This window comes from Marixanthomonas sp. SCSIO 43207 (assembly GCF_019904255.1).
GTDB lineage: Bacteria > Bacteroidota > Bacteroidia > Flavobacteriales > Flavobacteriaceae > Marixanthomonas.
The window spans coordinates 67,506-92,734 of the sequence record NZ_CP063203.1 but is presented as its reverse complement, the minus strand read 5'-3'; the positions used below and the strand labels follow the sequence as shown (position 1 = coordinate 92,734).

Genomic DNA, 25,229 nt, shown 5'->3' with positions numbered 1-25,229 from the left:
AAATGAAAACATTATATGAAGCTACATCAATAGCTAAAGGAGCAAGAAAAGGACACGTTAAAACTGAAGACGGCCCTATAGATTTAAACCTATCTGTACCCAAATCTATGGGTGGAGAAGGAGGTGATGGAACCAATCCGGAACAACTTTTTGGTAGTGCTTATGCAGCATGTTTTGGTAGCGCTATAGAATTGGTAGCTCAAAAAAAGAACGTTGATGTAAAAGCAGAAGATATTACCGTAACAGCAACCATAGGTATTGGTAAAACCGATAAAGGCAATCTACAATTAGAAGCCACACTAGATTGTTATATTCCGGGCGTAGATGTAAAAACCGGTGAAGATTTGGTAAATAAAGCACACGAGGTTTGTCCATTTTCTAGAGCGACACGTGATAATATCACAGTTACGCTTAATTTAATGTTGGATGAATAATATTCGATTTTAATAAGAATAAAAAAAGCTTTCTTTTTTAAGAAAGCTTTTTTTTATGATTTGACCAAAATTTATATGGCTCGTAAAGGGATTATTCGGCCACTTGTATCGCTATCGTCGTCTTTATCGTTGTTTTTTTTTGAATCTTCTTCTTTGTTTGTTGATTCGGCAGTTTTTTGGGGTTCGGCTGCGAAGTGAGTTTCTTTATGTTGTTCGGCTTGCTTCATATACCACTGTAACTGTTTTTTTTGCTTAGCCAATAATGATAAAATACCCTCAGGTAATTCTTTGCGTTCTATAAGTTCGTCGTATCGTTTAATATTATTTGCATCTCTGCCAATACATTGGTTAAGAATAACGGTAGCATTAAACTTCTCTAACGCTTCCTTTATTTCTTGCCAAGTGCGGTCAATGTTTCCTTTTTCTGAATCTTCTTTAAGAGGTTCAATTCCACGAGAGTGTAATTCATTAGAAATATCATGGCTCATTCTATTACGTTCGGTAGCCATATAATTTAAAAACCGTTTTAAAGGGGTTGTTTGTGCATCTTGAGCTGCATTGTAATACAATTTCTCAGCTTCAAAACTAGCAACCAACAAACGATTTAATTTATTAAAGTCTGCGTATTTATTCTTCATATACAGTGATTTATATCAAAGTTAGTATAAAAGAACTAGTTAAACATTTAAAATTATACTTATTTTAAGCTAAAATATGTTAAGATTTGCAACACTTACATAAATGGCTCGTCTTTAAACTGAACAGCAACCAAAAAAACCATCAAACTTGTCCAATTCATTACTTGTTGAGCAATGTAAGCAAAACAATCGCAAAGCACAGTTAGCTCTGTATAAACAATATTGCGATGGGATGTTTATTGTAGCAAAACGGTATATGCGAGATGCAGCAGCGGCAGAAGACGCTATGCAAGAAGCGTTTATAAAAGCGTTTCAAAAACTCGAGCAGTTTAAAGGGGACGTCACCTTTGGCGCTTGGTTAAAAAGGATTGTTATCAATACCTGTTTAGACGCGATTAAAGCTAAAAAACTAGAAGTACAATCCATTGAAGAAGAAACCCTGCACATAGTTGAAGATACTAATGAATGGAGTGTGCCGGATCAAACAACCATTGAAGAAGTAAAAGAAGCCATTGCTTCTTTAAACGATAACCATAAAATTGTCGTGCAACTTTATTTATTGGAAGGATATGACCATCAAGAAATAGCTAGCATCTTAGATATTTCAGAAAGCGCATCTAGAACCAATTTGCACCGCGGAAAAATACAATTACAGAAACACTTAAAACATTTGCAATATGGCACAGGATATTAGAAAAATGTTTGAAAATACGCCAGAAGAGGCTACCACACCTCCACAAGGCCATCAGGCTCGTTTTGAAGCCCGATTAGATCAAGCGTTTGGCGCTTCAAAGCCCAAACAAAACCAACCGGCTATTAAATTTATGTGGTTAAAAGTGGCAGCAATTGCCATCGTATTTTTATCTATTGGGTTTTTTGGGTACGAGCAGTTATCAAAAACCAATACACCGGTAGACGTTGTTGAAGTACCTAAACAGACACAAAACACCAATCAAAATGTTGCCAAAATTACATTGGGTGATTTATCACCAGATTTACAAAAAGTAGAAGACTATTACCTCACCGGTATAAACGTACAATTGGCATCATTAAAAATTAAAGATGATAATAAAGAACTCGTTGATGGGTATATGCAACAGTTGAGTGAACTGGATAAAGAATACCAGCGCCTTACACTAGACTTAAATGAAATAGGCCCTACTGAAGCCACCATCGGCGCATTGATTGATAATTTGCAATTACGTTTGGAATTGCTGTTCAAACTTAAAAACAAATTAAAAGAACTAAAAAATCAAAAAGATGAAACTACAGCTATTATTTAAAACAGCCGTTGCAACCGCAATACTGCTTTTTACAACAATATCACAAGCTCAAAAAGAATATAAAGAAACTTTTAATGTAGATGATGATGTTACCGTCTCAGTAAACACCACACATACCAACATTGTGTTTGAAACGTGGAATAGAGACAAAGTAGAAGTTGAAGCTTATATTGATGGTGAAAAACTATCCGAAGCTGAAAAACAAGACTTATTTGACAACTGGGATTTTACCGTTTTAGGCAACAGTAACAAAGTAGTTATAAGCTCAAAAGGCGGAAATGGCCCTAACTGGATTTCTATGGCGCCTTCAAATGGCATGCCGTCAATAGAAGGACTAGACTTTTTAGGACCTATGATGGAAGAAATGATTGTTCCTATGATTAGTAATATGAAAATTCCAAACCTTCCAGATGATCTCATGCGTGATATTGGTAATATAGACTTTGATTATGAAGAGTTTATGAAAGATAAAGACGGTTATATGAAAAAGTTTGAAGCCCAAATGGATAAAAAGTTTGGTAAAGACTTTGAAGTAAAAATGGAAAAATGGGGTGAAGAATTTGCAGAACAATACAACGAAGAAAAAGGAGATAGTATAGCCGCAGTTTGGGAACATAAAATGGAAGACTGGGGTGAATCCTTCGGAAAACGTATGGAAGCATGGGGCGCTCGATTTGAAAAAGAAATGGAAGCAAAATATGGAGACGATGGCAATTATTCTAAACAAGTAATTACAAGTCCTAACGGAAATAAAACAATTATCATACAAGGAAGCAAAAACACAAAAGGCCATAAAAGTCTTAAAGGCACCAAAACCATAAAAATAAAAATGCCTAAAGGAGCCAAAACCGAAATTGACGTTCGTCACGGAAAAATCCAAATGGCAGATGCCGTAAACGTAAAAGCTACATTAAATCATTCGCCATTCACGGCAAATAGTATTGATGGGGGAGAAACCCTCATCAATGCTTCTTACGCTCCGGTAGTAGTCAATAACTGGAATAATGGTACACTCTACCTTAAATTTGTAGAAAACTGCAACATCGCAGATGTAAAAGCAATAAACTTGCAGGCCAACTCAAGTGATGTTTTAATAGGTAATGTTGAAGAAGAAGCCATTCTAGCCGGTTCTTTCGGAAATTTAAAAGTAACAAACGTATCAAACGGATTTAAAAACATTGATGTTTTATTAGAAAATACCGATGCAGTTTTACACATGCCAGACGTTGCTTTTTCATTTTATTTCAACGGAAAAAAATCAACCTTACAATATCCTAAGTCGCTTCAGTTAAATAGAACCAAAAATTATAACCGTGTATTGGCAAGAGGGTTTTATAAAAGTAACCAAGCAACTAAAAATGTAACGGTAAATGCTAATTACAGTAACGTAAAAATTCAATAAAAAACCATTTGCAGCTATTCTGTAAGAAAGCCACAAATGGTTTTTTTAACCAAACAAACTAGAAAATTTACGCGTCTTTATTAAGTTTTTTAGTAAAATAAAACCCACAAAAAAGACCAATTCCAGCCAATAAAAAGATAGTTCCGGGATACGCAACTTCTTCATCTACTCCCAAGTTGTAGTGCAACATAGCCGCTACAAAAATCCCGATACCAATTCCCATAAGCAATAGTGCCAGGTTAATTACAATTACTTTCCATATAGGGGTAACCCATTTGTTTTTACTGTAAAAGATAGACGCCTCGGCACCTTTCTCAATTAATGCCAGTCGCTCTCGATTTCTAGCCGAAATATACAAGTAATAAATCCCGAAAATAACGCCAAAAATAATTGGTATAATAATAACTTCAGATCCCATAATAATTTTGATTTTTTAATTGATTAACTGTTCGTTTTCTAGTAAGACGCTGCAATTAAAATTTAGGTTACACTATTTTCAATCTTTTTTTTTGACAAAAAGTGTAACCAAGACAAATAACTGTGCGTCCTATACCTAGATGAAAGACGCTAACGACCATTTTTACATATCGCAAACCTTGCGGGGCAATACCCGTGCATTTGAAAATTTGGTAATAAAGTATCAGCAGTTTGTGTATACCATTACCATACGTATTCTAAAAAATAAAGAAGAAGCCGAAGAAGTTGCACAAGACACGTTTGTAAAAGCATTTGAAGCATTGGCTACTTACAGAGGTGAAGCAAAATTTTCTAGTTGGTTATATAGCATTGCGTATCGAAAAGCGTTGGATAGAATTAAAAAAAATAAAAGGCTAAGAACACTCGATAGCGTTCCAGATATGTCTCATTTTAATCTGAAAGAAACTGAAAATGCGTTAACTCAAATAGAACACGAGGAACGCAGTACAATTATAAAAAAGTGTATAGAACAACTTCCTGAAGAGGATGCGGCAATAGTTACTTTTTATTATTTTGAAGAATTATCTGTTAAAGAAATAGCTAGTATTACAAAGCGTACAGAGGGTACTATTAAAATTAAACTATTCCGAAGTAGAAAGAAACTACATACCTTATTACAAGAATACATAACACCCGAAATAACAAACACCAATGGAAAAGCAATATAAAGACGAAAACCAATTGATTAAACAACTAATCAATGAAGCCGGATTGGAACAGCCTTCCGGCGCTTTTTCAAAAAACGTAATGAGCGCCATTCAAAGACGGTCTGTGCCTATGCCGGAGTATGTTCCGCTTATATCTGCCAAAGCTTGGCGAGCTCTTGCGGCTTTAACGTTTGTGGTTATATGTATTCTTATTTTAGTCCCTTTTGAAGGTGTATCGGTTCTGCAAAAATATGCTCATATAGATAGAATTTCTTTATCCTATACATTTCCTACTTTTAAAGTTTCAAATAGTATGTTATACGGAATAATTTTTACAGCGCTATTTTTAGTAGAAATACCGTTTTTAAAACGATTTATAAAATAAGAAACTGTCCTACTTTTTTCGGGTAAAAAAGGCAACAACCACAGAAGTTATCACCCCAAAACCCAAAGCACCAAAAGCAGATTGCCACATATAATTGGTAATGTTGAAGTAGGCGTTTGCTTTGGTTCGAGTCATTAAATCATTGGTTACAGAGTATTCAATTACATTTTTAAAATACTCAGGAGTAATATAATTGTGTGTAATGTATTGTGCTGCAGGAGACAATAATGCTACAAAAACACTGATGATCACACCGGAGATAAAACCCTGAAGCCAAGTCATTTTTTTATCATATACTCGTCTTCTTTTTTCGCGAATAGCCAATAGATAAATAAAAATAGCAAAAGGAGAAAAAAGCAACGTAAGCCACCAATGGTTTGCAATTTGTTCTTCGTGCCAGCCTAGGGTTTTTTCAAGCAACATCCACGATAGCATGGTAATAGTAAAAATACATGCCCATTTAATCTCGATGACAATTTTTTTCATGCTGTTGGTTTTTTGCAGGTTAAAGATACTAAAAAAGGAACCTTGAAAATAGTTCTTTCAAGGTTCCTTTACGTTTTTAAAAACGGTTAACGTGTTAGTCTGATTAGTCTTCGGTTAACACCCATTCACCTTTGTCTAATAAAGGAATGGCTTGCTTATACTTCATCGTTTTACTTTCACCGTTCATTACATTCTTAATGGTTACTTTTTCATTACGACCAATCTTAGGACGTTCTCTCACAATCGTTTCTGTTACCTGTTGCTGTTGCGATTGTGTATTGCCGGCTGCTCGTGATTGGGCAGCGCGCTCATCCATATTTGGTATCTCTTCTTTTTCTTCGCTTAGCTTTTCTTTTTTACGAGTTTGTCTAGCTTCTCGTATCTGTTCTTGGTTTTCTTGTGGTAACTCTCCTTTAAATAAGAATGAAATCACCTCTCTATTTACCTTATCAATCATTACTTTAAATAGTTCAAAAGCTTCAAACTTGTAGATTAATAAAGGATCTTTTTGCTCGTGAACTGCTAGTTGAACTGATTGTTTTAGCTCATCCATTTTACGCAGGTGTGTTTTCCAAGAATCATCAATAATGGCAAGCGTGATATTTTTCTCAAAGTCTTGTACCAATTGTTTACCTTCAGTATCATATGCTTTTTCAAGATCGGTAGCAACATTTATAGTTTTTACACCGTCTGTAAAAGGCACCAAAATACGCTTGTATTGATCTTTGTGATTTTCATATACATTTTTAATCACCGGATAAGCCATTTCTGCATTGCGAAGCATTTTTTCTTGGTAATGCGTATAGGCGCTTTTATATACCTTAGCTGCTATATCTAATGCGCTCATTTTTTCAAACTCTTGCTCTGAAACGGGAGCGCTCATCGAGAAATAGCGTATCAATTCAAACTCAAAATTCTTGTAATCTTGTGCCAATTTATTACTTTCTGAAATAGCTTCAGAAGTTTCAAAAATCATATTGGCAATGTCTACTCGCAAACGCTCTCCAAATAAGGCGTGATACCTACGCTTGTAAACTACTTCACGCTGTGCATTCATCACATCATCATATTCTAGCAAGCGTTTTCTTATTCCGAAGTTATTCTCCTCAACTTTTTTCTGTGCACGCTCTATAGATTTTGAAATCATGGAATGCTGAATTACTTCCCCTTCTTCCAGTCCCATACGGTCCATCATTTTGGCAATACGTTCACTACCAAAAAGGCGCATCAAGTTATCTTCTAGCGAAACGTAAAACTGCGAACTACCCGGATCTCCCTGTCGTCCACTACGTCCACGCAACTGTCTGTCAACACGGCGGCTATCGTGACGTTCTGTACCTATAATGGCTAGTCCGCCCGCTTCTTTTACTTCGGCACTTAATTTAATATCTGTACCACGTCCGGCCATATTGGTTGCAATGGTTACCATACCACTTTTACCGGCTTCGGCAACGATATCTGCCTCTTTCTTATGAAGTTTTGCGTTCAATACATTATGTTGAATGTTTCTAATACTCAACATACGGCCTAGCAATTCTGAAATTTCTACCGAAGTAGTACCAATAAGCACCGGGCGTCCGGCTTTTGATAATTCGGTTACTTCATCAATTACCGCATTGTATTTTTCACGCTTAGTTTTATAAATTTTGTCCTCACGGTCGTGACGTGCAATAGGACGATTGGTAGGAATCTCTACCACGTCTAGCTTGTAGATTTCCCAAAGTTCGCCGGCTTCGGTAACAGCTGTACCCGTCATACCCGATAACTTACGGTACATACGGAAGTAATTTTGAAGCGTAATAGTTGCAAAAGTTTGTGTAGCAGCTTCAATTTTTACATTTTCCTTAGCCTCAATAGCTTGGTGTAAACCATCACTGTAGCGACGACCGTCCATAATACGACCGGTTTGCTCATCTACAATCATCACTTTGTTTTCCATCACAACATATTGTGTGTCTTTTTCAAACAAAGCATAAGCTTTTAGCAGCTGGTTTAAGGTATGAATGCGCTCACTTTTAATACCAAAGTCTCGGAATAGTTCTTCTTTTAATTCGGCTTCTTCTTCTGTAGGAAGTTCTTTGCTTTCAATCTTGGCAATCTCAGTTCCCATCTCTGGCATAACAAAGAAATCTGGATTGTCATCACCCGAAAGATATTCTACTCCTTTATCGGTTAATTCTATTTGGTTGTTTTTTTCATCAATTACAAAGTACAGTTCCTTATCAACCTTCGGCATTTCACGGTTGTTATCCTGCATGTAATAGTTTTCAGTTTTCTGAAGAATTTGACGTACCCCATCTTCAGATAAAAACTTAATTAAAGCTTTGGTTTTCGGAAGCCCGCGATACACTCGCAACAATTGAAAACCACCTTCTTTGGTGTCGCCTTCTTTGATAAGCTTTTTTGCTTCCGCCAGTACGCCTGTTAAGTACTTACGTTGTACGTTAACAATGTCTTGTACTTTAGGTTTTAGCTCATTAAACTCGTGACGGTCGCCTTCAGGCACAGGTCCTGAAATAATTAAAGGTGTACGTGCATCATCAATCAATACAGAGTCTACCTCATCGACAATGGCGTAATGGTGTGGACGCTGTACCAAATCTTTTGGGTCGTGCGCCATATTATCCCGTAGGTAATCAAATCCAAATTCGTTATTGGTTCCGTAGGTAATATCTGCGTTGTATGCTTTTCTACGCTCTTCACTATTGGGGCGATGGTAGTCTATACAGTCTACACTCAAGCCGTGAAATTCAAAAATAGGAGCCATCCAAGCGCTATCACGTTTGGCAAGGTAGTCGTTTACGGTTACCAAATGTACTCCGTTTCCTGCCAAAGCATTTAAATACACGGGTAGGGTCGCTACTAAGGTTTTACCTTCACCTGTTTGCATCTCGGCAACCTTTCCTTGGTGCATGGCAACACCACCAATAAGCTGGACGTCATAGTGTACCATATCCCAGGTTACTTCTTTCCCGGCAGCATCCCAAGAGTTATTCCAGGTAGCTTTATCGTCTTCTAGGGTTACATAGTCTTTTGTAGCTGATAGTTCACGGTCAAAAGCTGAGGCGGTAACGGTAAGGGTTTTATTTTCTTTAAAGCGCTTGGCTGTTTCTTTTACTACCGCAAAAGCTTCGGGTAGCAATTCGTCCAAGGTCTTTTTTTCAACCTCATAGCGCTCATCTTTTAAGGCATCTATTTGGTTGTAAATTTCTTCTTTCTTGTCAATATCTTCTTCGGCTTCGGCATCTTTTCTCAATTGATCGATTTGCGCCTGAATTTCTTTTTGATCTTCTTTTATCTTATTTCTGAAGAAATCTGATTTTGCTCGTAATTCATCTAGTGTTAAACCGGCCAATGCACTCTCGTGTTCTTTTACCTTATCTACATACGGTTGAATGTCACTAATGTCTTTCTTGGACTTGTCTCCAACAAAGACTTTTAAAATATTGTCTAATATTCCCATGGGTTTATTTGTTTTATGCTCTAAGCGTCTGGGCGGGAAAGCCGTAAAACGCTTGCCAAAAATGCAAAAAATAAAGTTGCCAAGCTATACCTAGCACTTTATAATGCATGTTTTTTTTGGTGAAGCAAAAAAAAAGTCTCTATGGTGTTATAGAGACTTTTTAATTAGTATTTCAGTTATGTTGTTATAACGTAGCATTGATATGCTGTTATTAATATTCGTCTTCATTCCACAGATAATCTTCATCTGTAGGATAGTCCGGCCAAATTTCTTCAATAGAATCATATGAGTCGCCTTCATCTTCAATTGCTTGCAGATTTTCCACTACTTCTAGTGGTGCTCCTGTTCTAATGGCGTAATCTATTAATTCGTCTTTGGTTGCCGGCCAAGGTGCATCACTTAAATAAGATGCTAATTCTAAAGTCCAATACATAGCACTTTGTGTTTTATAATTTTTGCAAAAATAATTTTTTCGATTAAAAAGTCAAGAAAAATCGCAATTATTTATGCTATATTTTAAAGAACGTTTTTAAATCGCTGATTTATAATATATTAATTTTTTTGAGAATCCCTTATAATTTTTCAGGAATCCATTTAACTTCCTCAGCTTGCAGGTCATAAGTCAATTTTCGTGCCAGTACAAATAGATAGTCAGAAAGGCGGTTTAAATATTTTAAAACACGTTCATCAACCGGCTCTTCACGGTGTAAGAGGGTAGCTAAGCGTTCTGCTCTACGGCATACACAGCGGGCTATGTGACAATATGACACAGTTGTGTGACCACCCGGCAATATAAAGTGTGTCATAGGTTCTAGGCTGTCATTCATAGTGTCTATTTCAGTCTCCAATCGCTCTATATCTTCTTCTGTAACTTTGGGAATGTTGAGTCGTTCTTTTCCACTTTTTAGTTGTGCTTTTTCAGGATCGGTGGCCAACATAGCGCCAAGGGTAAACAGACGGTCTTGAATGTGTATCAACAATTCTTTTGAATGGCTATCAATATCTTGATCTCTTATAAGACCAATGTAGGCATTCAGTTCGTCTACGGTTCCGTAACTATCAATCCGGATGTGATATTTAGGAACGCGTGTACCGCCAAATAATGCTGTGGTGCCTTTATCACCGGTTTTGGTATATATTTTCATAGGTTTACGTGAACAAAAAAGTTAGTCGTTATTGTCAGGGGTGCTTTTACGTTTCTTTTTTTCAAAATAATCGTCTCTAAAATTACGCCGACGTCTTTTTCGAAGGGTATTGGTGTTTCGTTTGTTCCAATAATATAATAAAAGTAGTAGTGCAAAACCACCAACTACCAGTACAATTGGGTTTGAAAAAAAAGATGTTTCCATAAAATGTGAAGATACAGAGGCAAGGGGCAAATTCCAAAGAAAATAAAGTAAAAATAGATACTAGAATATAGAATGGAGAGTATAGATTAAAGCGAATAGAACAGCGGGATTCCTCAGTCGTTCCTCCTTTGGAATGACAAAGAGGATTGTCATTCTGAATGCAGCGTAGCGAAGTGAAGAATCTCACCTCCCATATTTCAACTATCTATAATTCAATATTGGAACAAAAAACAAAAGATTCCTCAGTCGTGCCTCCTTCGGAATGACAAAGGGATTGTCATTCTGAATGCAGCGTAGCGAAGTGAAGAATCTCACCTCCCATATTTCAGCTATCTAATAATTCAATATTGGAACAGGCAATAAAAAGATTCCTCAGTCGTACTCTCCTTCGGAATGACAAGTGGTCGTGCCCTCCTTCGGAAACACAAATTCAGTATGAAGTGTCCATTAGTCTGTTGGTCTCGATACACTCGCTGCGTTCCTTGCAAGCACTCGACCTGACAATAGGTTTATTTTTGTTGCTTAAAAAGTAATTACTTTTATCACTACTCACTACTCACTACTTCTTTCTTAACGTCACTTTCAATCATACCATCGCGCAAGCGAATGATTCTATGTGCGTGTTCTGCTATGTCTTCTTCGTGAGTTACCAAAATAACCGTATTCCCGGCTTGATGTATAGCGTCAAAAAGATTCATAATCTCAACCGAAGTTTTAGAATCTAAATTTCCCGTAGGTTCATCGGCTAGTATGATAGAGGGTTTATTCACAAGCGCTCTACCCACAGCTACACGCTGGCGTTGCCCTCCAGAAAGTTGGTTGGGTTTATGGTCCATACGGTCTGCCAATCCTACATCGGTTAAAACTTCAGCAGCACGCTCGGCACGAGCAGACTTTGAAGCGCCGGCATACACCATAGGTAAGGCTACGTTGTCAAGCGCAGTAGTTCTAGGTAATAGGTTAAAGGTTTGAAATACAAATCCAATTTCTTTGTTTCGTATTTCGGCTAATTCGTCATCGCTCAAATTGCTTACATCAATGCCGTTGAGTTCATAAGTCCCTGCTGTAGGAGTGTCTAAGCAGCCTAATAAATTCATTAACGTAGATTTACCCGAACCGGAAGGTCCCATTAGTGCTACGTATTCACCTTTGTCAATATCAAGGTCAATTCCTTTGAGCACTTTTACAATTTCTTGTCCCAGTGGGAAATCGCGTTTAATACCTCGAATTTTTATTACTGAACCCATATGTTAATTCCTATAAATTTCTGAATGATAAATATAAAAGTATTTACTGTATCTACTTGTTATGTGTGATTCATTTCTGAATGTTGCAAGTACATAGATGTAGGGTATCTTCCACATTCCAATTCTCACAACCCACATCTCCAATAAGACGCAAAGGTAGGGTAGATGTTACAAACGAATGCAAAAATGCTGCTTAGGCTGTTCTTTTCTGAAAAAAACCAATCCCCATTGAAAGGTGTCAATGCTTACGGTTACGTGCTTGCTCTGGTATACTTCTCGCCAGGCTTCGGTCATCTCTTTACTCCAATAAATATCATCAAATAACACTACTGAGTCATTATGAAGGAAAGGTAACAGTGTTTCAAAATACTGAAGCGTACGCTCTTTATTGTGATTTCCGTCAATAAAAACCAAATCATACGTGTGCAATGGTTGCTTTTCAAAAAATGCCTCAAAGGTCATGGCATAAGGCTGTATGTTGGTTAGCTTGTACGCTGAAAAATACTTTTTGGCAATAGCAAGTGTGTTGCTACAGCCTTCAACGGTTTGTAGTATAGCTTTCGGGTTACCCAATGCCATTGCTGCTGTGCTCATACCTACTGAAGTGCCCAGTTCTAAAATTGTTGTAGAATTAAAATAACGCACCAGTCTATAAAGCAACTGCTGTCGCTTCACGGAAATACCGGCGTGTTTTGCAATAGCTGAAACAGTTCTGGTATGGGAAGTAAAAACACGAGATCCTGCTCCAAAGTCTGTCACTTCAATTGCTGAACTGTCTTTTCGTAAATCGTTTCTATGTTGCTTTAAAAGTTGGTAGGCCTTATGTGAAGATTTATCATAAAAACACGCTGTAAGCAGTTGATACACAAAAGGAGAGTGCACGCCATGCGCATTGGTAGACCGCAATAAAAAAGAAAGATAGTATTGTAGCTGGTGTTTCATGAGTTGGTGACTGCAATCAATACACAAAATTTAAAACAAATGTATACAATTGTAAAGTAACCCTTTTTGTGTTTCTATTTTTTAAGCGTGTACGTATTGTTTGATTATGAATGAACACCCCCCCGTAGCCCCCCTCAAGGGGGGAATGTTTTTTTATGTCCCCTTGAGGGGACTTTAGGGTGTAGAGCCCTAAATGTAATTTTAACAAACCACTGTCAGTTCGAGTGTTTTTTGAAGTCTGCAAGACTTCACTAAAATGTATCGAGAACGAATGTATTGAACAGGTCTCGATACAATTTTAAAGCCTGCTGCCGCGTCTTTAAATCCACTCGACCAGACGATTGGATTTATTTTCACTACTGATTGTCCCTTTGAGGGGACTTTAGAGGTGTAGAACCCCAATGTAATTTTAACAAACCACTGGTCAGTTCGAGTGTTTTTTGGTGAAGCAATAGCGGAACTGAAAAATGTATCGAGAACGAATGAATTGAACAGGTCTCGATACAAATTTAAAGCCTGCTGTCGCGTCTTTAAATTCACTCGACCAGACGTTTTAGTGTTATTTTCACTACTGATTGTCCCCTTAAGAGCCTGTGCTGAGTTTATCGAAGTAGGTCTTTAGAAGTGTTTTCAGTAGAGTAAATAGAAACCCTATTTTGAAGCATTCGAAAGAGTGATTCTTAGCCTTCTTGTTTTTCTGACAACTCAAACCAGCGCATCTCCTTTTCTTCAATTGCATCAATGATTTCTTGTAGCTTCAAAGATTGTTTGTCTATTTCTTCTCCACCCCAATTTTCAGTAGCAAATTTATTTTGCAAGGCTTCTTTTTCCTTCTCTAGCTTGGCAATTTCTTTTTCTAGATTTCGATGTTCTTTTTGTTCTTGATAGCTTAACTTAGCTTTGGTAGTGTCTTTTTTCCAATCGGTTTTAGACGATTCTTCTGTGGCTGTTTTAGTTTCTAGTTTGGGTTTGCTGTTTTCGTATACACGATAATCACTATAATTTCCGGGGAAATCTTCTATGGTGCCTTTTCCTTTAAAAACAAATAGATGATCCACAATCTTATCCATAAAATAGCGATCGTGGGATACAACAATCAAACAGCCTGGAAAATCTAATAAAAAACTTTCTAAGACATTGAGTGTGACAATATCCAAATCATTAGTGGGCTCATCCAGAATTAAAAAATTAGGGTTTTTAATTAATACAGTGCATAAATACAAACGTTTACGTTCGCCTCCACTTAGTTTTTCAACGTAGTCGTATTGCTTTTTGCGGTCAAAAAGAAAGCGCTCCAAAAGTTGCTGTGCTGAGATTTGCCGTCCTTTTTTTAAAGGTATATACTCTCCAAACTCTCTAATAACATCAATAACTTTTTGGCCGGGTTTAATTTTAATTCCTTTTTGAGTGTAATAGCCAAACTTCACGGTCTCCCCGATAACCACTTTACCGGTATCGGGCTTTTGCGACCCGGTAAGAATATTTAAAAAAGTAGATTTTCCGGTTCCGTTCTTACCAATAATACCAATACGCTCACCTCGTATAAAGTTGTATTCAAAATTGGTAAACAGTTCTTTCTCATCATATGATTTTGAAATGTTATGAAGCTCTACAATTTTAGTCCCAAGGCGCTCCATATTAAGTTCTAGTTGTACTTCGTGTTCGTTACGGCGTTTTCCGGCACGAGCTTTAATCTCGTGAAAATCTTCAATACGTGACTTGCTTTTGGTAGTTCGGGCTTTGGGTTGCCGCCGCATCCAGTCTAGTTCTTTTTTATAAAGCTGTTTGGCTTTTTCAGTTTCGGTAGCTTGGTTTTCTATTCGGGCATCACGTTTTTCTAGATAATAACTATAATTTCCTTTGTAGCTATACAAATTACCTTCGTCAAGCTCGATAATTTCATTGCAAACACGTTCTAAAAAGTAACGGTCGTGTGTGACCATAAATAGCGTAAAGTTTTCTTTAGCAAATAAATCTTCAAGCCATTCAATCATATCCAGGTCTAGATGGTTGGTTGGTTCATCCATGACCAATAAGTCTGGATTGGTAAGCAAAGCAATGGCAAGTGCCAGGCGCTTTTTTTGTCCGCCACTGAGGGAAGCAACTTTTTGATTTAGGTTATCCAGTTTTAACTTAGATAAAATTTGCTTGTATTTGGTTTCAAAATCCCAAGCATGCTGAGCATCCATAGCATCAAATGCAGCTTGATATGTTTCGGTGTCTTCAGGATTTTCCAAAGCACGCTCATAAGTGGCAATAGTTTTTAAAATAGGATTATCTGAAGCTAATATACTTTCTTCAATAGTGCGTTGGGGGTCCAGGTTAGGTTCTTGAGATAAGAATGACACTTTTAAGTTTTTGCGGTACACAACATCGCCTGTATCGGGAACATCATCACCTGATAGAATGTTAAGCAACGAAGTTTTTCCGGTTCCATTTTTAGCAACAAAACCTATTTTTTGTCCCTGATTGATACCAAAAGAGAGATTGGTAAAAAGCACCCGCTCCCCATATGATTTTGATATATTTTCTACTGAAAGGTAATTCACAAATTTGTTTTTATACAAAATAAAGAGATTTTAATAAGATGCTTTCATGTTTGATGATTTTTCTTTTTTAGTTGGTGAAGTATCGATTGTCAGTTCGAGTGTTTTTTGGTGAAGCAATAGCGGAACCGAAAAATGTATCGAGAACGAATGTATCAAACAGGTCTCGATACAAATTTAAAGCCTGCTGTCGCGTCTTTAAATTCACTCGACCAGACGCTTTAATGGTTTTTTACTACGGATTGCCCCCTTGAGAGCCTGTGCTGAGTTTATCGAAGTAGGACTTTAGGGGTGTTTTCTTTATCAATGAGTAACCAACCCCACCGTCAGTGAGTAAATATACTGGGTTCTCGATACAAATTACAAACACTAGGGCGTTTGCAATTCACTCTAACTGACCGATAACTGTATTGAGTTTAGATTACAGCGTTACTTATTAATAAATAACCAACCACCGTCAGTTCGAGTGTTTTAGTGAAGTCTGCAAGACTTCAATAAAATGTATCGAGAACGAGTGTGTTGAAAAGGTCTCGATACAAATTTAAAGCCTGCTGTCGCGTCTTTAAATTCACTCGACCAGACGTTAGATTTATTTTCACTACTGATTGTCCCCTTAAGAGCCTGTGCTGAGTTTATCGAAGTAGGACTTTAGGGGTGTTTTCTTTATCAATGAGTAACTAACCCCACCGTTAGTGAATAAATATACTGGGTTCTCGATACAAATTACAAACACTAGGGCGTTTGCAATTCACTCGAACTGACCGATAGCTGTATTGAGTTTAGATTACAGCGTTACTTATTAATAAATAACCAACCTCCGTCAGTTCGAGTGTTTTTTGGTGGAGCAATAGCGGAACCGAAAAATATATCGAGAACGAATGTATCAAACAGGTCTCGATACAAATTTAAAGCCTGCTGTTGCGTCTTTAAATCCACTCGACCAGACGATTGGATTTATTTTCACTACTAATTGTCCCTTTGAGGGGACTTTAGGGGTGTTCTATTTATCAATGAGTAACTAACCCCTCCGTCAGTTCGAGTGTTTTTTGGTGGAGCAATAGCGGAACCGGAAAATGTATCGAGAACGAATATATCAAACAGGTCTCGATACAAATTTAAAGCCTGCTGTCGCGTTTTTAAATTCACTCGACCAGACGTTTTAGTGTTATTTTCACTACTGATTGCCTCCTTAAGAGCCTGTGCTGAGTTTATCGAAGTAGGACCTTAAGGGTGTACAGCTAACATATTAATAACCAACCCCCGTCAGTTCGAGTGATGTAGGTAGCCGGTACGGATAGCTACATTGTATCGAGAACGAGTGTGTTGAAAAGATCTCGATACAATTTGAAACCTTGTTCTTACATCATAATAATTTACAATTATAAGGCATCGGGTTTTATTATTTCAAACGTTGCGTTATATTTGTCTTGCAACAAGCCGGCAATTTATGAAAGCTACGTATCTGATCTTTGTATTGATCCTAACCGTAAGTGTTACTTCCTGTATTTCTACCAAACAATTAACCTATTTACAAGAAGACGGGGTTGTGACAGACAGTCTTATCCCTCTTAAAAAAGAACAAGAACCCTATCGATTACAAGTCAATGATCTATTAAGTATACGCGTAAAAGCCATAGACCAAGAGACTGTAGGTATTTTTAACCCTATTAACGATGCCAACCCAAACGCTACGGGTGAAGAACGGTTGTATTATGATGGGTTTGTAGTTGATAGGCATGGAAATATCCGCATTCCAAACCTGGGAGAAGTAGGTGTGCTAGGTTTAACCGTAGAAGAAGTTCGTGAAAAGATTGAAAAGCAATTACTAGAAGATTTTTTTAAAGCCGAAGCTAATATTTTTGTAACCGTAAAATTGGCAGGAATTCGCTATACCATCAATGGAGAAATAGGCAGTCCGGGTTCCAATATTATTTATCGTGATGAGGTAAGCATTATGGAAGCCATCGCCAATAGTGGTGATATTGAAGTAACCGGTGACCGTACCAATGTGGTAATCATAAGGCAATATCCGTTGGGGCAAAAAGTGCATCACATAGATCTTACCAGCATTGATGCCATGAACTCACCCTATTACTATGTAAAACCCAATGACCTTATTTTAATTAACCCCTTACCACAAAAATCAATCGGAACCGGAACTACCGGTTTAGAAACCTTTAGAACTATCTTAACGGTGGTAACTGCATTTTCAACTATCTTATTACTAGCAACCCGTTTATAATGAGTGAAGAAATCGATATCAAGACAGATCATACTATATTTGACTTTAAAGGGTTTCTCTTTAAATTGTTAAGCTATTGGCCGCTTTTTTTGGTAAGTCTTCTCATAGCTTTTGGTATTGCTTATTACATCAACGTGCGCAAGCTACCGGTCTATCAAATGGATACTATGATTTCCATTAAAGACGATCAAAACCCTTTCTTTACTAGCAACACCAGTCTTACTTTTAATTGGGGCGGAACCACTGATAAAGTCAATACGGCAATCATTACACTTCAATCTCGTTCGCATAATGAAGCGGTGGTTGATAAACTACAATACTATATCAACTATTTAAAAGACGGGGAGTACCAACAAGTAGATGCGTATAAAAAAGCTCCTTTTTTGGTTGAGGCAGATACTAGTGCCTATCAAGTACTAAGTAAGCAATTCAAAATTACGTTTACCGACTCGGTTAGTTATACTCTGGAAACTACTTTTGAAGGTAAAAACCATACCCTTCAAAACTATCACACAAAAGAAAAAAAAGGTCAATATATTGAAGCTCAAACACTAAAAAAAGCGTACAAACTAGGTGAAAAAATAAAATTGCCTTATTTAACCGCTACTTTAGTACCTTATCAAGAAATAGGTGTTGTGCCTAATAAACCGTACTACATCAGTTTTTCAAACTTTGATGGTCGGGTAAAAAGATATTTAAACGTAAATATTAGACCCGAAACTTCGGGATCTTCAGTATTACGCTTGCGTTTAAACGGATTAAACAAAGCCAAATTAGTTGATTATTTAAACACATCGGTTCAGGTGTTAAGTGAAAACATGCTAGAGCGCAAAAACTTATTTGCTACCAAAACCATTCGATTTATTGATAGTAGCTTGGCCGAGAAATCGAAAGAATTAGGTTCTGTAGAAGATGAATTAAACTCGTTCAAAAACCGAAATGAAATATTCAACCTTGAATCTGAAGGTCAAGAAATAAGCGGAAAGCTCAATACCTTAGATCTTCGCAAGGAGGCCATTAATCAAGAAATTAATTATTACAATACCCTTGAAGATTACTTAACCACTCGTACCGATTATCGTAATGTTCCGGCTCCTTCGGTTGCTGGTATTTCAGAGGCTAGTATTGTTAGCGGTGTGGGACGCATTATTACCTTAGCCGAAGAACGAAATAAACTTCAATATTCGTATAAAGAAGGAGCACCGGTATTTGCCGATATAGATCGTAGAATTGATGCTGTAAAACGGGTATTATTAGAAAACATTCGGTCTTCAAAAGAACTTAAAAATTCAGAATTACAAACAATAAACAGCAACATAGCACAATATGAAGCTGAAATAAGAAGCCTGCCTAAAGAACAACAAGAACTATTAAAAATTGAGCGTAGGTATAATTTAAGTCAAGGTAGCTATAACTTATTTTTGTCAAAACGCAGTGAAGCCGGGTTGGTAAAAGCGGCTAATGTAAGTGATGTGATGGTAATTGATAAAGCCAAGGACACCGGTGGAGGTCAAATAGGACCCAATACCCAACTCAACTATATGATGGCTTTGCTCTTTGGGTTTGTGATACCATTTGTATTTGTGTTTATTAAATCATTTTTTGATAACCGCATTCAAACCCTTAAAGATATAGAAAGACTATCACCTATACCTATTCTTGGGGTGATTGGAAAAAGTTATCAAGAAAACAACTTAGCTGTTTTAAACAATCCCAAGTCGGCTGTAGCAGAAGCTTTTAGAGCTATACGCTCTAGCTTACAGTTTATGTATAAAAAACAGGGGGTTACCGGAGCCAAAACAGTATTGGTTACCTCTTCAGTCAGTGGAGAAGGAAAAACATTTACCTCTATCAATATAGCTTCTGTATTTGCATTAAGTGAAAAGAAAACGGTGCTGTTAGGCCTTGACTTACGTCGTCCTAAGATTTTTGATGATTTTGAAATCAACAATAAAGTAGGGGTGGTTAATTATTTGATTAATGATAAATCATTAGATCAAATTACTCAAAAAACGAAAGTCCCTCATTTAGATGTCATTACTTCGGGCCCTATACCGCCCAACCCTTCCGAGTTGTTGATGGGAGAAGCCATGAAAGACTTGATGGATGAATTAAAAGAAAGCTATGATTATATTATCTTAGACAGTCCGCCACTAGGGTTGGTTGCAGACTCACTAGAATTGGTAAAATATGCAGATGCCACTATTTATATGGTTCGTCAAAACTACACTAAGAAAGGCATGTTTACCATGATTAATGATAAATACCAAACAGGCGAAGTAACCAATGTTAGTTTTGTGATGAATTTCTTCCAAGAAAAAGCAAAATACGGCTATGGTTATGGGTACGGGGGGTATGGATATGGTGGTTATGGCTATGGTAAGTATGGCAATGGATATCACCAAAACGCCAAAAAACCATCACTCTGGCAGCGCGTTAAAAAACGATTTCGTAGATAAGTTGAAATTTTCTGTCATTCTGAACACAGCGCAGCGAAGTGAAGAATCTTTTTTCCTTCCAACAGTAGATTCCTCAGTCGTGCCTCCATCGGAATGACAACATCAGACTGTCATTCTGAATGCAGCGCAGCGGAGTGAAGATTTTTTTTAGTTTATGAGTCTATGAGTTGCTGGGTCTTTATAAATGGAACGTCTTGATTCGTGGTTCTTGGTTCTTGTTTCTTGACTCTTGTCTCTTGGTTCATGTTTCTTGTCTCTTGTTTCTTGAGAAAGATTCCTCAGTCGTGCCTTCATCGGAATGACAACATCAGACTGTCATTCTGAACACAGCGCAGCGGAGTGAAGAATCTCTTTTAGTTTATGAGTCTATGAGTTGCTGGGTCTTTATAAATGGAACGTCTTGATTCGTGGTTCTTGACTCTTGGTTCTTAATTCTTGACTCTTGTCTCTTGTTTCTTGAGAAAGATTCCTCAGTCGCACCCTCCATCGGAATGACAACATCAGACTGTCATTCTGAACACAGCGCAGCGAAGTGAAGAATCTCTTTTAGTTTATGAGTCTATGAGTTGCTGGGTCTTCGTAAATGGAATGTCTTGGTTCGTGGTTCTTGACTCTTGGTTCTTAATTCTTGACTCTTGTCTCTTGTTTCTTGAGAAAGATTCCTCATTCGTGCCTCCATCGGAATGACAACATCAGACTGTCATTCTGAGCGCAGTGCAACGGAGTGAAGAATCTCTTTTCATCATACTATCTAATTGCACACTTCTGTCATACAGCTTCTAATAATTTAAATTCCAACGATCCAACAATCCAACAATCCAACGATCCAACAATCTAAAAATCTAAAAATCTAACCGTCAAAAAAAGAGAATTAGTATATTAGCCACAACAAAACAAATTTGCCCTGTGAACAATACTCAAAACGATAGGTGGCTCTACGAAATCACTCCCCATAAAAACCTGATATCCATTAATTTTAAGGAGATTTGGAGGTATCGCGACTTGTTAGTGTTGTTTGTAAAACGAGATATTGTTACCCTTTACAAACAAACCATACTAGGTCCCCTTTGGTACTTTATACAACCTTTATTTACCTCAGTAATTTTCACCCTAGTATTCAATAATGTAGCTGGTGTAAGTACAGGGACTGTACCTTCTTTTTTGTTTAATCTGGCAGGAATAACCGCTTGGAACTATTTCAAAGCATGTTTTACAGGAACTTCTAACGTATTTAGAGGAAATGTTAAGATTTTTGGAAAAGTTTACTTTCCAAGAGTAATAACACCCTTATCCATTACAATTTCTAATTTGTTTAAGTTTGGTATCCAGTTCTTTATCTTTATTGGGTTTTATTTATACTTCTTAGTAATAGGTAAAGAAGTGAGTCCAAATGTGTATATTGTTTTTATGCCTGTATATATTATTATGATGGCACTCATGGGATTGGGATTAGGAATGATCATTTCCGCCGTTACTACCAAATATCGTGATTTAACCGTGTTAGTAGGATTTGCAACTTCTTTATTAATGTATATTTCTGCTGTACCGTTTCCATTAAGTAAAGCGGTAGAAAAATTACCAGAATACGCGTGGGCTTTTGAGTACAACCCTATTACTCAAATTATAGAAGGGTTCCGTTTTATAACATTGGATTATGGTACCTTTACTTGGGGAGGCTTTCTGTATGCCTTGGTTTTTTCCATAGCCATATTTTTAATAGGCCTAATTATTTTTAATCGAACGGAAAAGAATTTTATCGATACAGTTTAGTCGGTTACCAGTTGTGTGTTTTGGGTTCTTGTGTAAGAAAAAATAAAATGAAAAGTTATAAAGACTTAGATATATATAATTTGGCATTCGATTATGCTATTGAGGTTCATAAAATTACTTTGTTGTTGCCTAAGTTTGAGTTGTACGAACAAGGGAGTCAAGTAAGACGTTCATCAAAAAGTGTTAAAGACAATATTGTTGAAGGATATGGTAGAAGAAATTATAAACAAGACTTTATCAAATTTTTGGTGTACGCCCACGCTTCTTTATTAGAGTGTATTTCTCAGTTGGAGATGATTAAACAACTGTATCCAAATAGAGATATTGAAATTTTGATTGAAAAATATGATAAGTTAGGAGGAAAACTGTTTAATTTTATCAAGTATGTAGAAAAAAACTGGAAAAATTAACCGAAAACAGACAACCGATAACCCACAACCCACAACCAAACAATGATTATACTCAAAGCTGAAAATATAAGCAAACAATACCGCCTTGGGTTGGTAGGAACAGGAACTTTAAGTCATGATTTAAACCGACTTTGGTATCGTCTACGCGGCAAAGAAGATCCATATAGCAAAGTAGGAGCGGTGAATGATAGGAGCACCAAAGCCGAAGAAGAATATGTATGGGCTTTGCGCGACATTAATTTTGAAGTACAACAAGGCGAGGTGTTGGGCATTATTGGTAAAAACGGCGCCGGAAAATCGACCCTCTTAAAAATTTTATCGCGTGTAACAGGGCCCACTACCGGTAGTATTAAAACCAAAGGACGCATTGCGTCATTATTAGAAGTAGGTACAGGATTTCATCCCGAGTTGACCGGCCGTGAAAACATTTATTTAAATGGGGCTATTCTGGGGATGACCAAAACAGAAATCGCTGCAAAGGAAGATGAAATTATTGACTTTTCAGGTTGTAATATGTATATTGATACGCCTGTAAAACGCTATAGTAGTGGGATGCGCGTGCGCTTAGGCTTTGCCGTGGCTGCATTTTTAGAACCAGATATCTTAGTGGTTGATGAGGTGCTAGCGGTAGGTGATGCCGAGTTTCAAAAAAAAGCCATTGGTAAAATGCAAGACATTAGCAAAGGCGAAGGACGTACCGTACTCTTTGTAAGCCACAATATGGCATCAGTTAAAAATTTATGTACCCGAGTAATTGTTCTAGAAAATGGGGTGTCCGTTTATGAAGGAGATACGATTGATGGTGTAGATTTTTACTTAAATAATGCCAATGATAATAAAAAAGGAATCAAAGAAAAACTAATAAATAGAAAGGATAGATTAGGGGATGGTTCTTTTAAATTCACTAATATTAGATTATCAAATAAAGAGGGTTTAGAGGTGGTGCATTGCATATCAGGTCAGTATTTAAAGGTAGAAATGTTTTATAAGGCTTTTAAATCATTTCAGGTAGATAAATTTATATTTGCTTTCGCTATTTTTGATCTTTATGGAAACAAAATTACAGGTTTATCATCTATTGAGTCTGGCATGCGATTAAGTAGAATAAACAAAGAGGGAATTATAACTTGGGAAATACCAAATTTGCTTTTGCGTGAAGGAAGGTATTTTTTAACTATTCACGCAAGTTACAATACAGCAGAGCCAAATGACTATTTAGATGTTGTAGAAAATGCTTGTGAAATACAAGTTTTACCTGGAGATTTTTGGAATACTTCAACAATTAATAGAAAAGGAAACGATATGATTTTACCTTCTAAAGTTTATTAATATGATAGGTTTTTTAGGATGTATTTCTATAGATAAAGAGCTTCAAACTGTTGAATATGATTATTTTGGAAATAAACCATATTTAGAAGATGAATATCATTGTGGTCCCTTTCATTTAAGAAGAAAACTAAATCCTAAATTTACAAATGACAAGCTTTTTGAGGATGATGAACGGCTTTTTATAGGAGTGGACGGTGTGTTGTTGAATGCCCTACAACTTAGAAATAATTATGGGGTAAAAAATAATTTTGAATTAGTTAAGCTACTTTATAATAAATACAAGGAGCAGTTTATTAATGAATTAAAAGGAAACTTTTCAATAATAATCCACGATAAGGTTTTGCATAAAACTTTAGTATATACTGATTTAACTACTGCAAAACCAATTTATTATTATTACAATAAAAAGAATAATGAATTCTACTTTGGATCGAATTCTTTACAATTAGCTCAATTTTTGATGTATAAGAAAATAGAACTCACAGAGAACGAATTTGCATTTTATTCTGTCGCAAGTTTTGGGCATCTTTATTCTGATGAGCACTTCACAAATGAAATAAAAAAGCTAAGGGCTGGACATTTTGCTTCTTTTACTGATACTTTTAATATAAACCCATACTTTAAATTCTCAACCTTTCCTCAAAATAATTTAAATATAACTGAAAGTGTAGAAGTGGTAGATGAATTATTTAAAGAAGCTGTAAGACTTCAATTTAAAAAAAACGAAGAATATAATTATAAACAGTTAGCTAATTTAAGCGGAGGGTTAGATTCAAGAGTGACTACATATATTGGACATGAGCTTGGTTTTAAAAATATAAATACTATTACTTTCTCATCAAAAGGACATTGGGATGGAATTATTGCAAAACAAATTTCTAAAGAATATAAATTTAAACATCAATTAATATATATTGATAATGGAAATCACTTATTAGAGCATAAGGATTCAATATTTCTTACAGGAGGTCTCTTAAGTTTTTATTTTACTAATCAAGCCTTAAAATTTTATAACCAAATTGATTTTAGTGATTTTGGACTTATGCACACAGGACATTTAGGCAATGCTACTTTGGCTTCTACATTTCATAATTATCCAAATCATTTTAAATATAATTATCCTAACCCGCATTATAAAAACTACTACGCTGATTTTTTGGAAGAAAAGATTGTAAGTGAAATGTCAAACTATGAGTCTTCTGAGTTAGCAAATTTCTATAATAGAGGTTTTAATTTTACACAAGAAGGAAACCAATTTAATTACCCATATTGTGAATGTAATGCTCCATTTACGGATAAGGAGTTTATGCAGTTCTGTTTAAAAACACCTTTGAAGTATAGGAATAATTATAAATTTTATTTGCAATGGATAGGAAAATTCTATCCAAAATTAGGTAAATTTTATTATGATAAAACGGGTAGGAGAACTTTGAATATTAGTAAAAAAAAATTTAGAAAAATTCATCATTATATTTATATAAATTATTTAAGATCAATTGGCCTTAAAGATAAAAATAATGAATTGTTAAATTTTGAAAAATGGCGGTTTAAAGATAACTTAGAAGAAAAACTTAATTTTACTTTTAATGAAACTATCTCAATTGTAAAAAATAATGATCTTAGAGAGAATTTACAAAACCAATATAAAAGCAATTCTTTTCAAGTAAAGTTAAAAGCCTTGCATGCGGTTTTAACGTATAAATTATATTTTGGTTAAAAC

At 36.2% G+C, this 25,229-nt stretch carries 22 protein-coding genes; 12 read left to right on the top strand and 10 right to left on the bottom strand.

The features are described from left to right. The first annotated feature begins 2 nt into the window (after positions 1-2). Positions 3-434, top strand: a complete 432-nt coding sequence (locus INR76_RS00435; protein ID WP_223108643.1) for an organic hydroperoxide resistance protein — start codon at positions 3-5, stop codon at positions 432-434. 71 nt (positions 435-505) lie between these two features. Here the strand turns inward: INR76_RS00435 and INR76_RS00430 are convergent, their stop codons facing one another. Then, entirely contained in the window at positions 506-1,072 is a 567-nt protein-coding gene (locus INR76_RS00430; protein ID WP_223108642.1) for a PA2169 family four-helix-bundle protein, read from the bottom strand. Between the two features lie 148 nt (positions 1,073-1,220). On the opposite strand from INR76_RS00430, the gene INR76_RS00425 reads away from it, so the two are divergent. From INR76_RS00425 to INR76_RS00415, 3 genes are read left to right on the top strand one after another with little or no spacing between them, the layout of a single operon-like run. Then, complete coding sequence (locus INR76_RS00425) at positions 1,221-1,766, top strand: RNA polymerase sigma factor (RefSeq protein WP_223108641.1); 546 nt, start codon at positions 1,221-1,223, stop codon at positions 1,764-1,766. Further along, a complete protein-coding gene (locus INR76_RS00420; protein ID WP_223108640.1) occupies positions 1,750-2,355 on the top strand; it encodes a hypothetical protein in 606 nt (201 codons plus the stop codon). The genes INR76_RS00425 and INR76_RS00420 overlap by 17 nt, the downstream gene beginning before the upstream one ends. Then, positions 2,333-3,757: a YggN family protein gene (locus INR76_RS00415; protein WP_223108639.1), complete on the top strand. Its 1,425-nt coding sequence runs from the start codon at positions 2,333-2,335 to the stop codon at positions 3,755-3,757. Before INR76_RS00420 ends, INR76_RS00415 begins: the two co-directional genes overlap by 23 nt. A gap of 67 nt (positions 3,758-3,824) precedes the next feature. Here the strand turns inward: INR76_RS00415 and INR76_RS00410 are convergent, their stop codons facing one another. Next, on the bottom strand, positions 3,825-4,175 hold the full coding sequence (locus tag INR76_RS00410) for a DUF6249 domain-containing protein (protein WP_223108638.1): 351 nt from the start codon (positions 4,173-4,175) through the stop codon (positions 3,825-3,827). Between the two features lie 139 nt (positions 4,176-4,314). Here INR76_RS00410 and INR76_RS00405 point away from each other — a divergent pair, with 139 nt between their 5' ends. Further along, on the top strand, positions 4,315-4,902 hold the full coding sequence (locus INR76_RS00405; protein WP_223108637.1) for an RNA polymerase sigma factor: 588 nt from the start codon (positions 4,315-4,317) through the stop codon (positions 4,900-4,902). Beyond that, the gene (locus tag INR76_RS00400; RefSeq protein WP_223108636.1) at positions 4,886-5,266 is read left to right on the top strand and encodes a hypothetical protein; all 381 of its coding nucleotides are present in this window, start codon (positions 4,886-4,888) and stop codon (positions 5,264-5,266) included. Before INR76_RS00405 ends, INR76_RS00400 begins: the two co-directional genes overlap by 17 nt. Before the next feature lie 9 nt (positions 5,267-5,275). Here INR76_RS00400 and INR76_RS00395 read toward each other — a convergent pair whose 3' ends face one another. The 8 genes from INR76_RS00395 to INR76_RS00360 form a co-directional block, all read right to left on the bottom strand. Continuing rightward, entirely contained in the window at positions 5,276-5,752 is a 477-nt protein-coding gene (locus INR76_RS00395; protein WP_223108635.1) for a DUF4199 domain-containing protein, read from the bottom strand. 103 nt (positions 5,753-5,855) lie between these two features. Then, positions 5,856-9,215 (bottom strand): preprotein translocase subunit SecA, encoded by a 3,360-nt coding sequence (gene secA, locus INR76_RS00390; protein WP_223108634.1) that lies wholly within the window; start codon positions 9,213-9,215, stop codon positions 5,856-5,858. Positions 9,216-9,426: 211 nt separating this feature from the next. Further along, positions 9,427-9,648, bottom strand: a complete 222-nt coding sequence (locus INR76_RS00385) for a DUF2795 domain-containing protein (RefSeq protein ID WP_008272287.1) — start codon at positions 9,646-9,648, stop codon at positions 9,427-9,429. 139 nt (positions 9,649-9,787) lie between these two features. Next, positions 9,788-10,360, bottom strand: coding sequence for a cob(I)yrinic acid a,c-diamide adenosyltransferase (locus INR76_RS00380; protein WP_223108633.1), 573 nt, complete (start codon positions 10,358-10,360; stop codon positions 9,788-9,790). 21 nt (positions 10,361-10,381) lie between these two features. Then, positions 10,382-10,564: a hypothetical protein gene (locus INR76_RS00375; protein ID WP_223108632.1), complete on the bottom strand. Its 183-nt coding sequence runs from the start codon at positions 10,562-10,564 to the stop codon at positions 10,382-10,384. A gap of 545 nt (positions 10,565-11,109) precedes the next feature. Further along, positions 11,110-11,811 (bottom strand): ABC transporter ATP-binding protein, encoded by a 702-nt coding sequence (locus INR76_RS00370; protein ID WP_223108631.1) that lies wholly within the window; start codon positions 11,809-11,811, stop codon positions 11,110-11,112. Between the two features lie 168 nt (positions 11,812-11,979). Beyond that, positions 11,980-12,753, bottom strand: a complete 774-nt coding sequence (locus INR76_RS00365) for an O-methyltransferase (protein WP_223108629.1) — start codon at positions 12,751-12,753, stop codon at positions 11,980-11,982. A 680-nt stretch (positions 12,754-13,433) separates the two neighbouring features. After that, complete coding sequence (locus tag INR76_RS00360) at positions 13,434-15,302, bottom strand: ABC-F family ATP-binding cassette domain-containing protein (RefSeq protein ID WP_223108628.1); 1,869 nt, start codon at positions 15,300-15,302, stop codon at positions 13,434-13,436. Positions 15,303-16,746: 1,444 nt separating this feature from the next. On the opposite strand from INR76_RS00360, the gene INR76_RS00355 reads away from it, so the two are divergent. The 6 genes from INR76_RS00355 (at position 16,747) to INR76_RS00330 (ending at position 25,226) form a co-directional block, all read left to right on the top strand. Beyond that, entirely contained in the window at positions 16,747-17,541 is a 795-nt protein-coding gene (locus tag INR76_RS00355) for a polysaccharide biosynthesis/export family protein (protein ID WP_223108627.1), read from the top strand. Then, positions 17,541-20,000: a tyrosine-protein kinase gene (locus tag INR76_RS00350; RefSeq protein WP_223108626.1), complete on the top strand. Its 2,460-nt coding sequence runs from the start codon at positions 17,541-17,543 to the stop codon at positions 19,998-20,000. The genes INR76_RS00355 and INR76_RS00350 overlap by 1 nt, the downstream gene beginning before the upstream one ends. 906 nt (positions 20,001-20,906) lie before the next feature. Beyond that, entirely contained in the window at positions 20,907-21,770 is an 864-nt protein-coding gene (locus INR76_RS00345; RefSeq protein ID WP_223108624.1) for an ABC transporter permease, read from the top strand. Positions 21,771-21,817: 47 nt separating this feature from the next. Then, positions 21,818-22,180: a four helix bundle protein gene (locus INR76_RS00340; RefSeq protein ID WP_223108623.1), complete on the top strand. Its 363-nt coding sequence runs from the start codon at positions 21,818-21,820 to the stop codon at positions 22,178-22,180. A 42-nt stretch (positions 22,181-22,222) separates the two neighbouring features. After that, entirely contained in the window at positions 22,223-23,509 is a 1,287-nt protein-coding gene (locus INR76_RS00335; RefSeq protein WP_223108621.1) for an ABC transporter ATP-binding protein, read from the top strand. Position 23,510: 1 nt separating this feature from the next. Then, a complete protein-coding gene (locus tag INR76_RS00330; protein WP_223108620.1) occupies positions 23,511-25,226 on the top strand; it encodes an asparagine synthase-related protein in 1,716 nt (571 codons plus the stop codon). Positions 25,227-25,229 lie beyond the last annotated feature (3 nt).

Excerpts from the sequence above, each read along its gene's own strand:
- INR76_RS00435 (WP_223108643.1), top strand. The coding sequence starts at position 3 with ATGAAAACATTATATGAAGCTACATCAATAGCTAAAGGAGCAAGAAAA.
- INR76_RS00430 (WP_223108642.1), bottom strand. The coding sequence starts at position 1,072 with ATGAAGAATAAATACGCAGACTTTAATAAATTAAATCGTTTGTTGGTT.
- INR76_RS00420 (WP_223108640.1), top strand. The coding sequence starts at position 1,750 with ATGGCACAGGATATTAGAAAAATGTTTGAAAATACGCCAGAAGAGGCT.
- INR76_RS00415 (WP_223108639.1), top strand. The coding sequence starts at position 2,333 with ATGAAACTACAGCTATTATTTAAAACAGCCGTTGCAACCGCAATACTG.
- INR76_RS00410 (WP_223108638.1), bottom strand. The coding sequence starts at position 4,175 with ATGGGATCTGAAGTTATTATTATACCAATTATTTTTGGCGTTATTTTC.
- INR76_RS00405 (WP_223108637.1), top strand. The coding sequence starts at position 4,315 with ATGAAAGACGCTAACGACCATTTTTACATATCGCAAACCTTGCGGGGC.
- INR76_RS00400 (WP_223108636.1), top strand. The coding sequence starts at position 4,886 with ATGGAAAAGCAATATAAAGACGAAAACCAATTGATTAAACAACTAATC.
- INR76_RS00395 (WP_223108635.1), bottom strand. The coding sequence starts at position 5,752 with ATGAAAAAAATTGTCATCGAGATTAAATGGGCATGTATTTTTACTATT.
- secA (WP_223108634.1), bottom strand. The coding sequence starts at position 9,215 with ATGGGAATATTAGACAATATTTTAAAAGTCTTTGTTGGAGACAAGTCC.
- INR76_RS00385 (WP_008272287.1), bottom strand. The coding sequence starts at position 9,648 with ATGTATTGGACTTTAGAATTAGCATCTTATTTAAGTGATGCACCTTGG.
- INR76_RS00380 (WP_223108633.1), bottom strand. The coding sequence starts at position 10,360 with ATGAAAATATATACCAAAACCGGTGATAAAGGCACCACAGCATTATTT.
- INR76_RS00375 (WP_223108632.1), bottom strand. The coding sequence starts at position 10,564 with ATGGAAACATCTTTTTTTTCAAACCCAATTGTACTGGTAGTTGGTGGT.
- INR76_RS00370 (WP_223108631.1), bottom strand. The coding sequence starts at position 11,811 with ATGGGTTCAGTAATAAAAATTCGAGGTATTAAACGCGATTTCCCACTG.
- INR76_RS00365 (WP_223108629.1), bottom strand. The coding sequence starts at position 12,753 with ATGAAACACCAGCTACAATACTATCTTTCTTTTTTATTGCGGTCTACC.
- INR76_RS00355 (WP_223108627.1), top strand. The coding sequence starts at position 16,747 with ATGAAAGCTACGTATCTGATCTTTGTATTGATCCTAACCGTAAGTGTT.
- INR76_RS00350 (WP_223108626.1), top strand. The coding sequence starts at position 17,541 with ATGAGTGAAGAAATCGATATCAAGACAGATCATACTATATTTGACTTT.
- INR76_RS00340 (WP_223108623.1), top strand. The coding sequence starts at position 21,818 with ATGAAAAGTTATAAAGACTTAGATATATATAATTTGGCATTCGATTAT.
- INR76_RS00335 (WP_223108621.1), top strand. The coding sequence starts at position 22,223 with ATGATTATACTCAAAGCTGAAAATATAAGCAAACAATACCGCCTTGGG.
- INR76_RS00330 (WP_223108620.1), top strand. The coding sequence starts at position 23,511 with ATGATAGGTTTTTTAGGATGTATTTCTATAGATAAAGAGCTTCAAACT.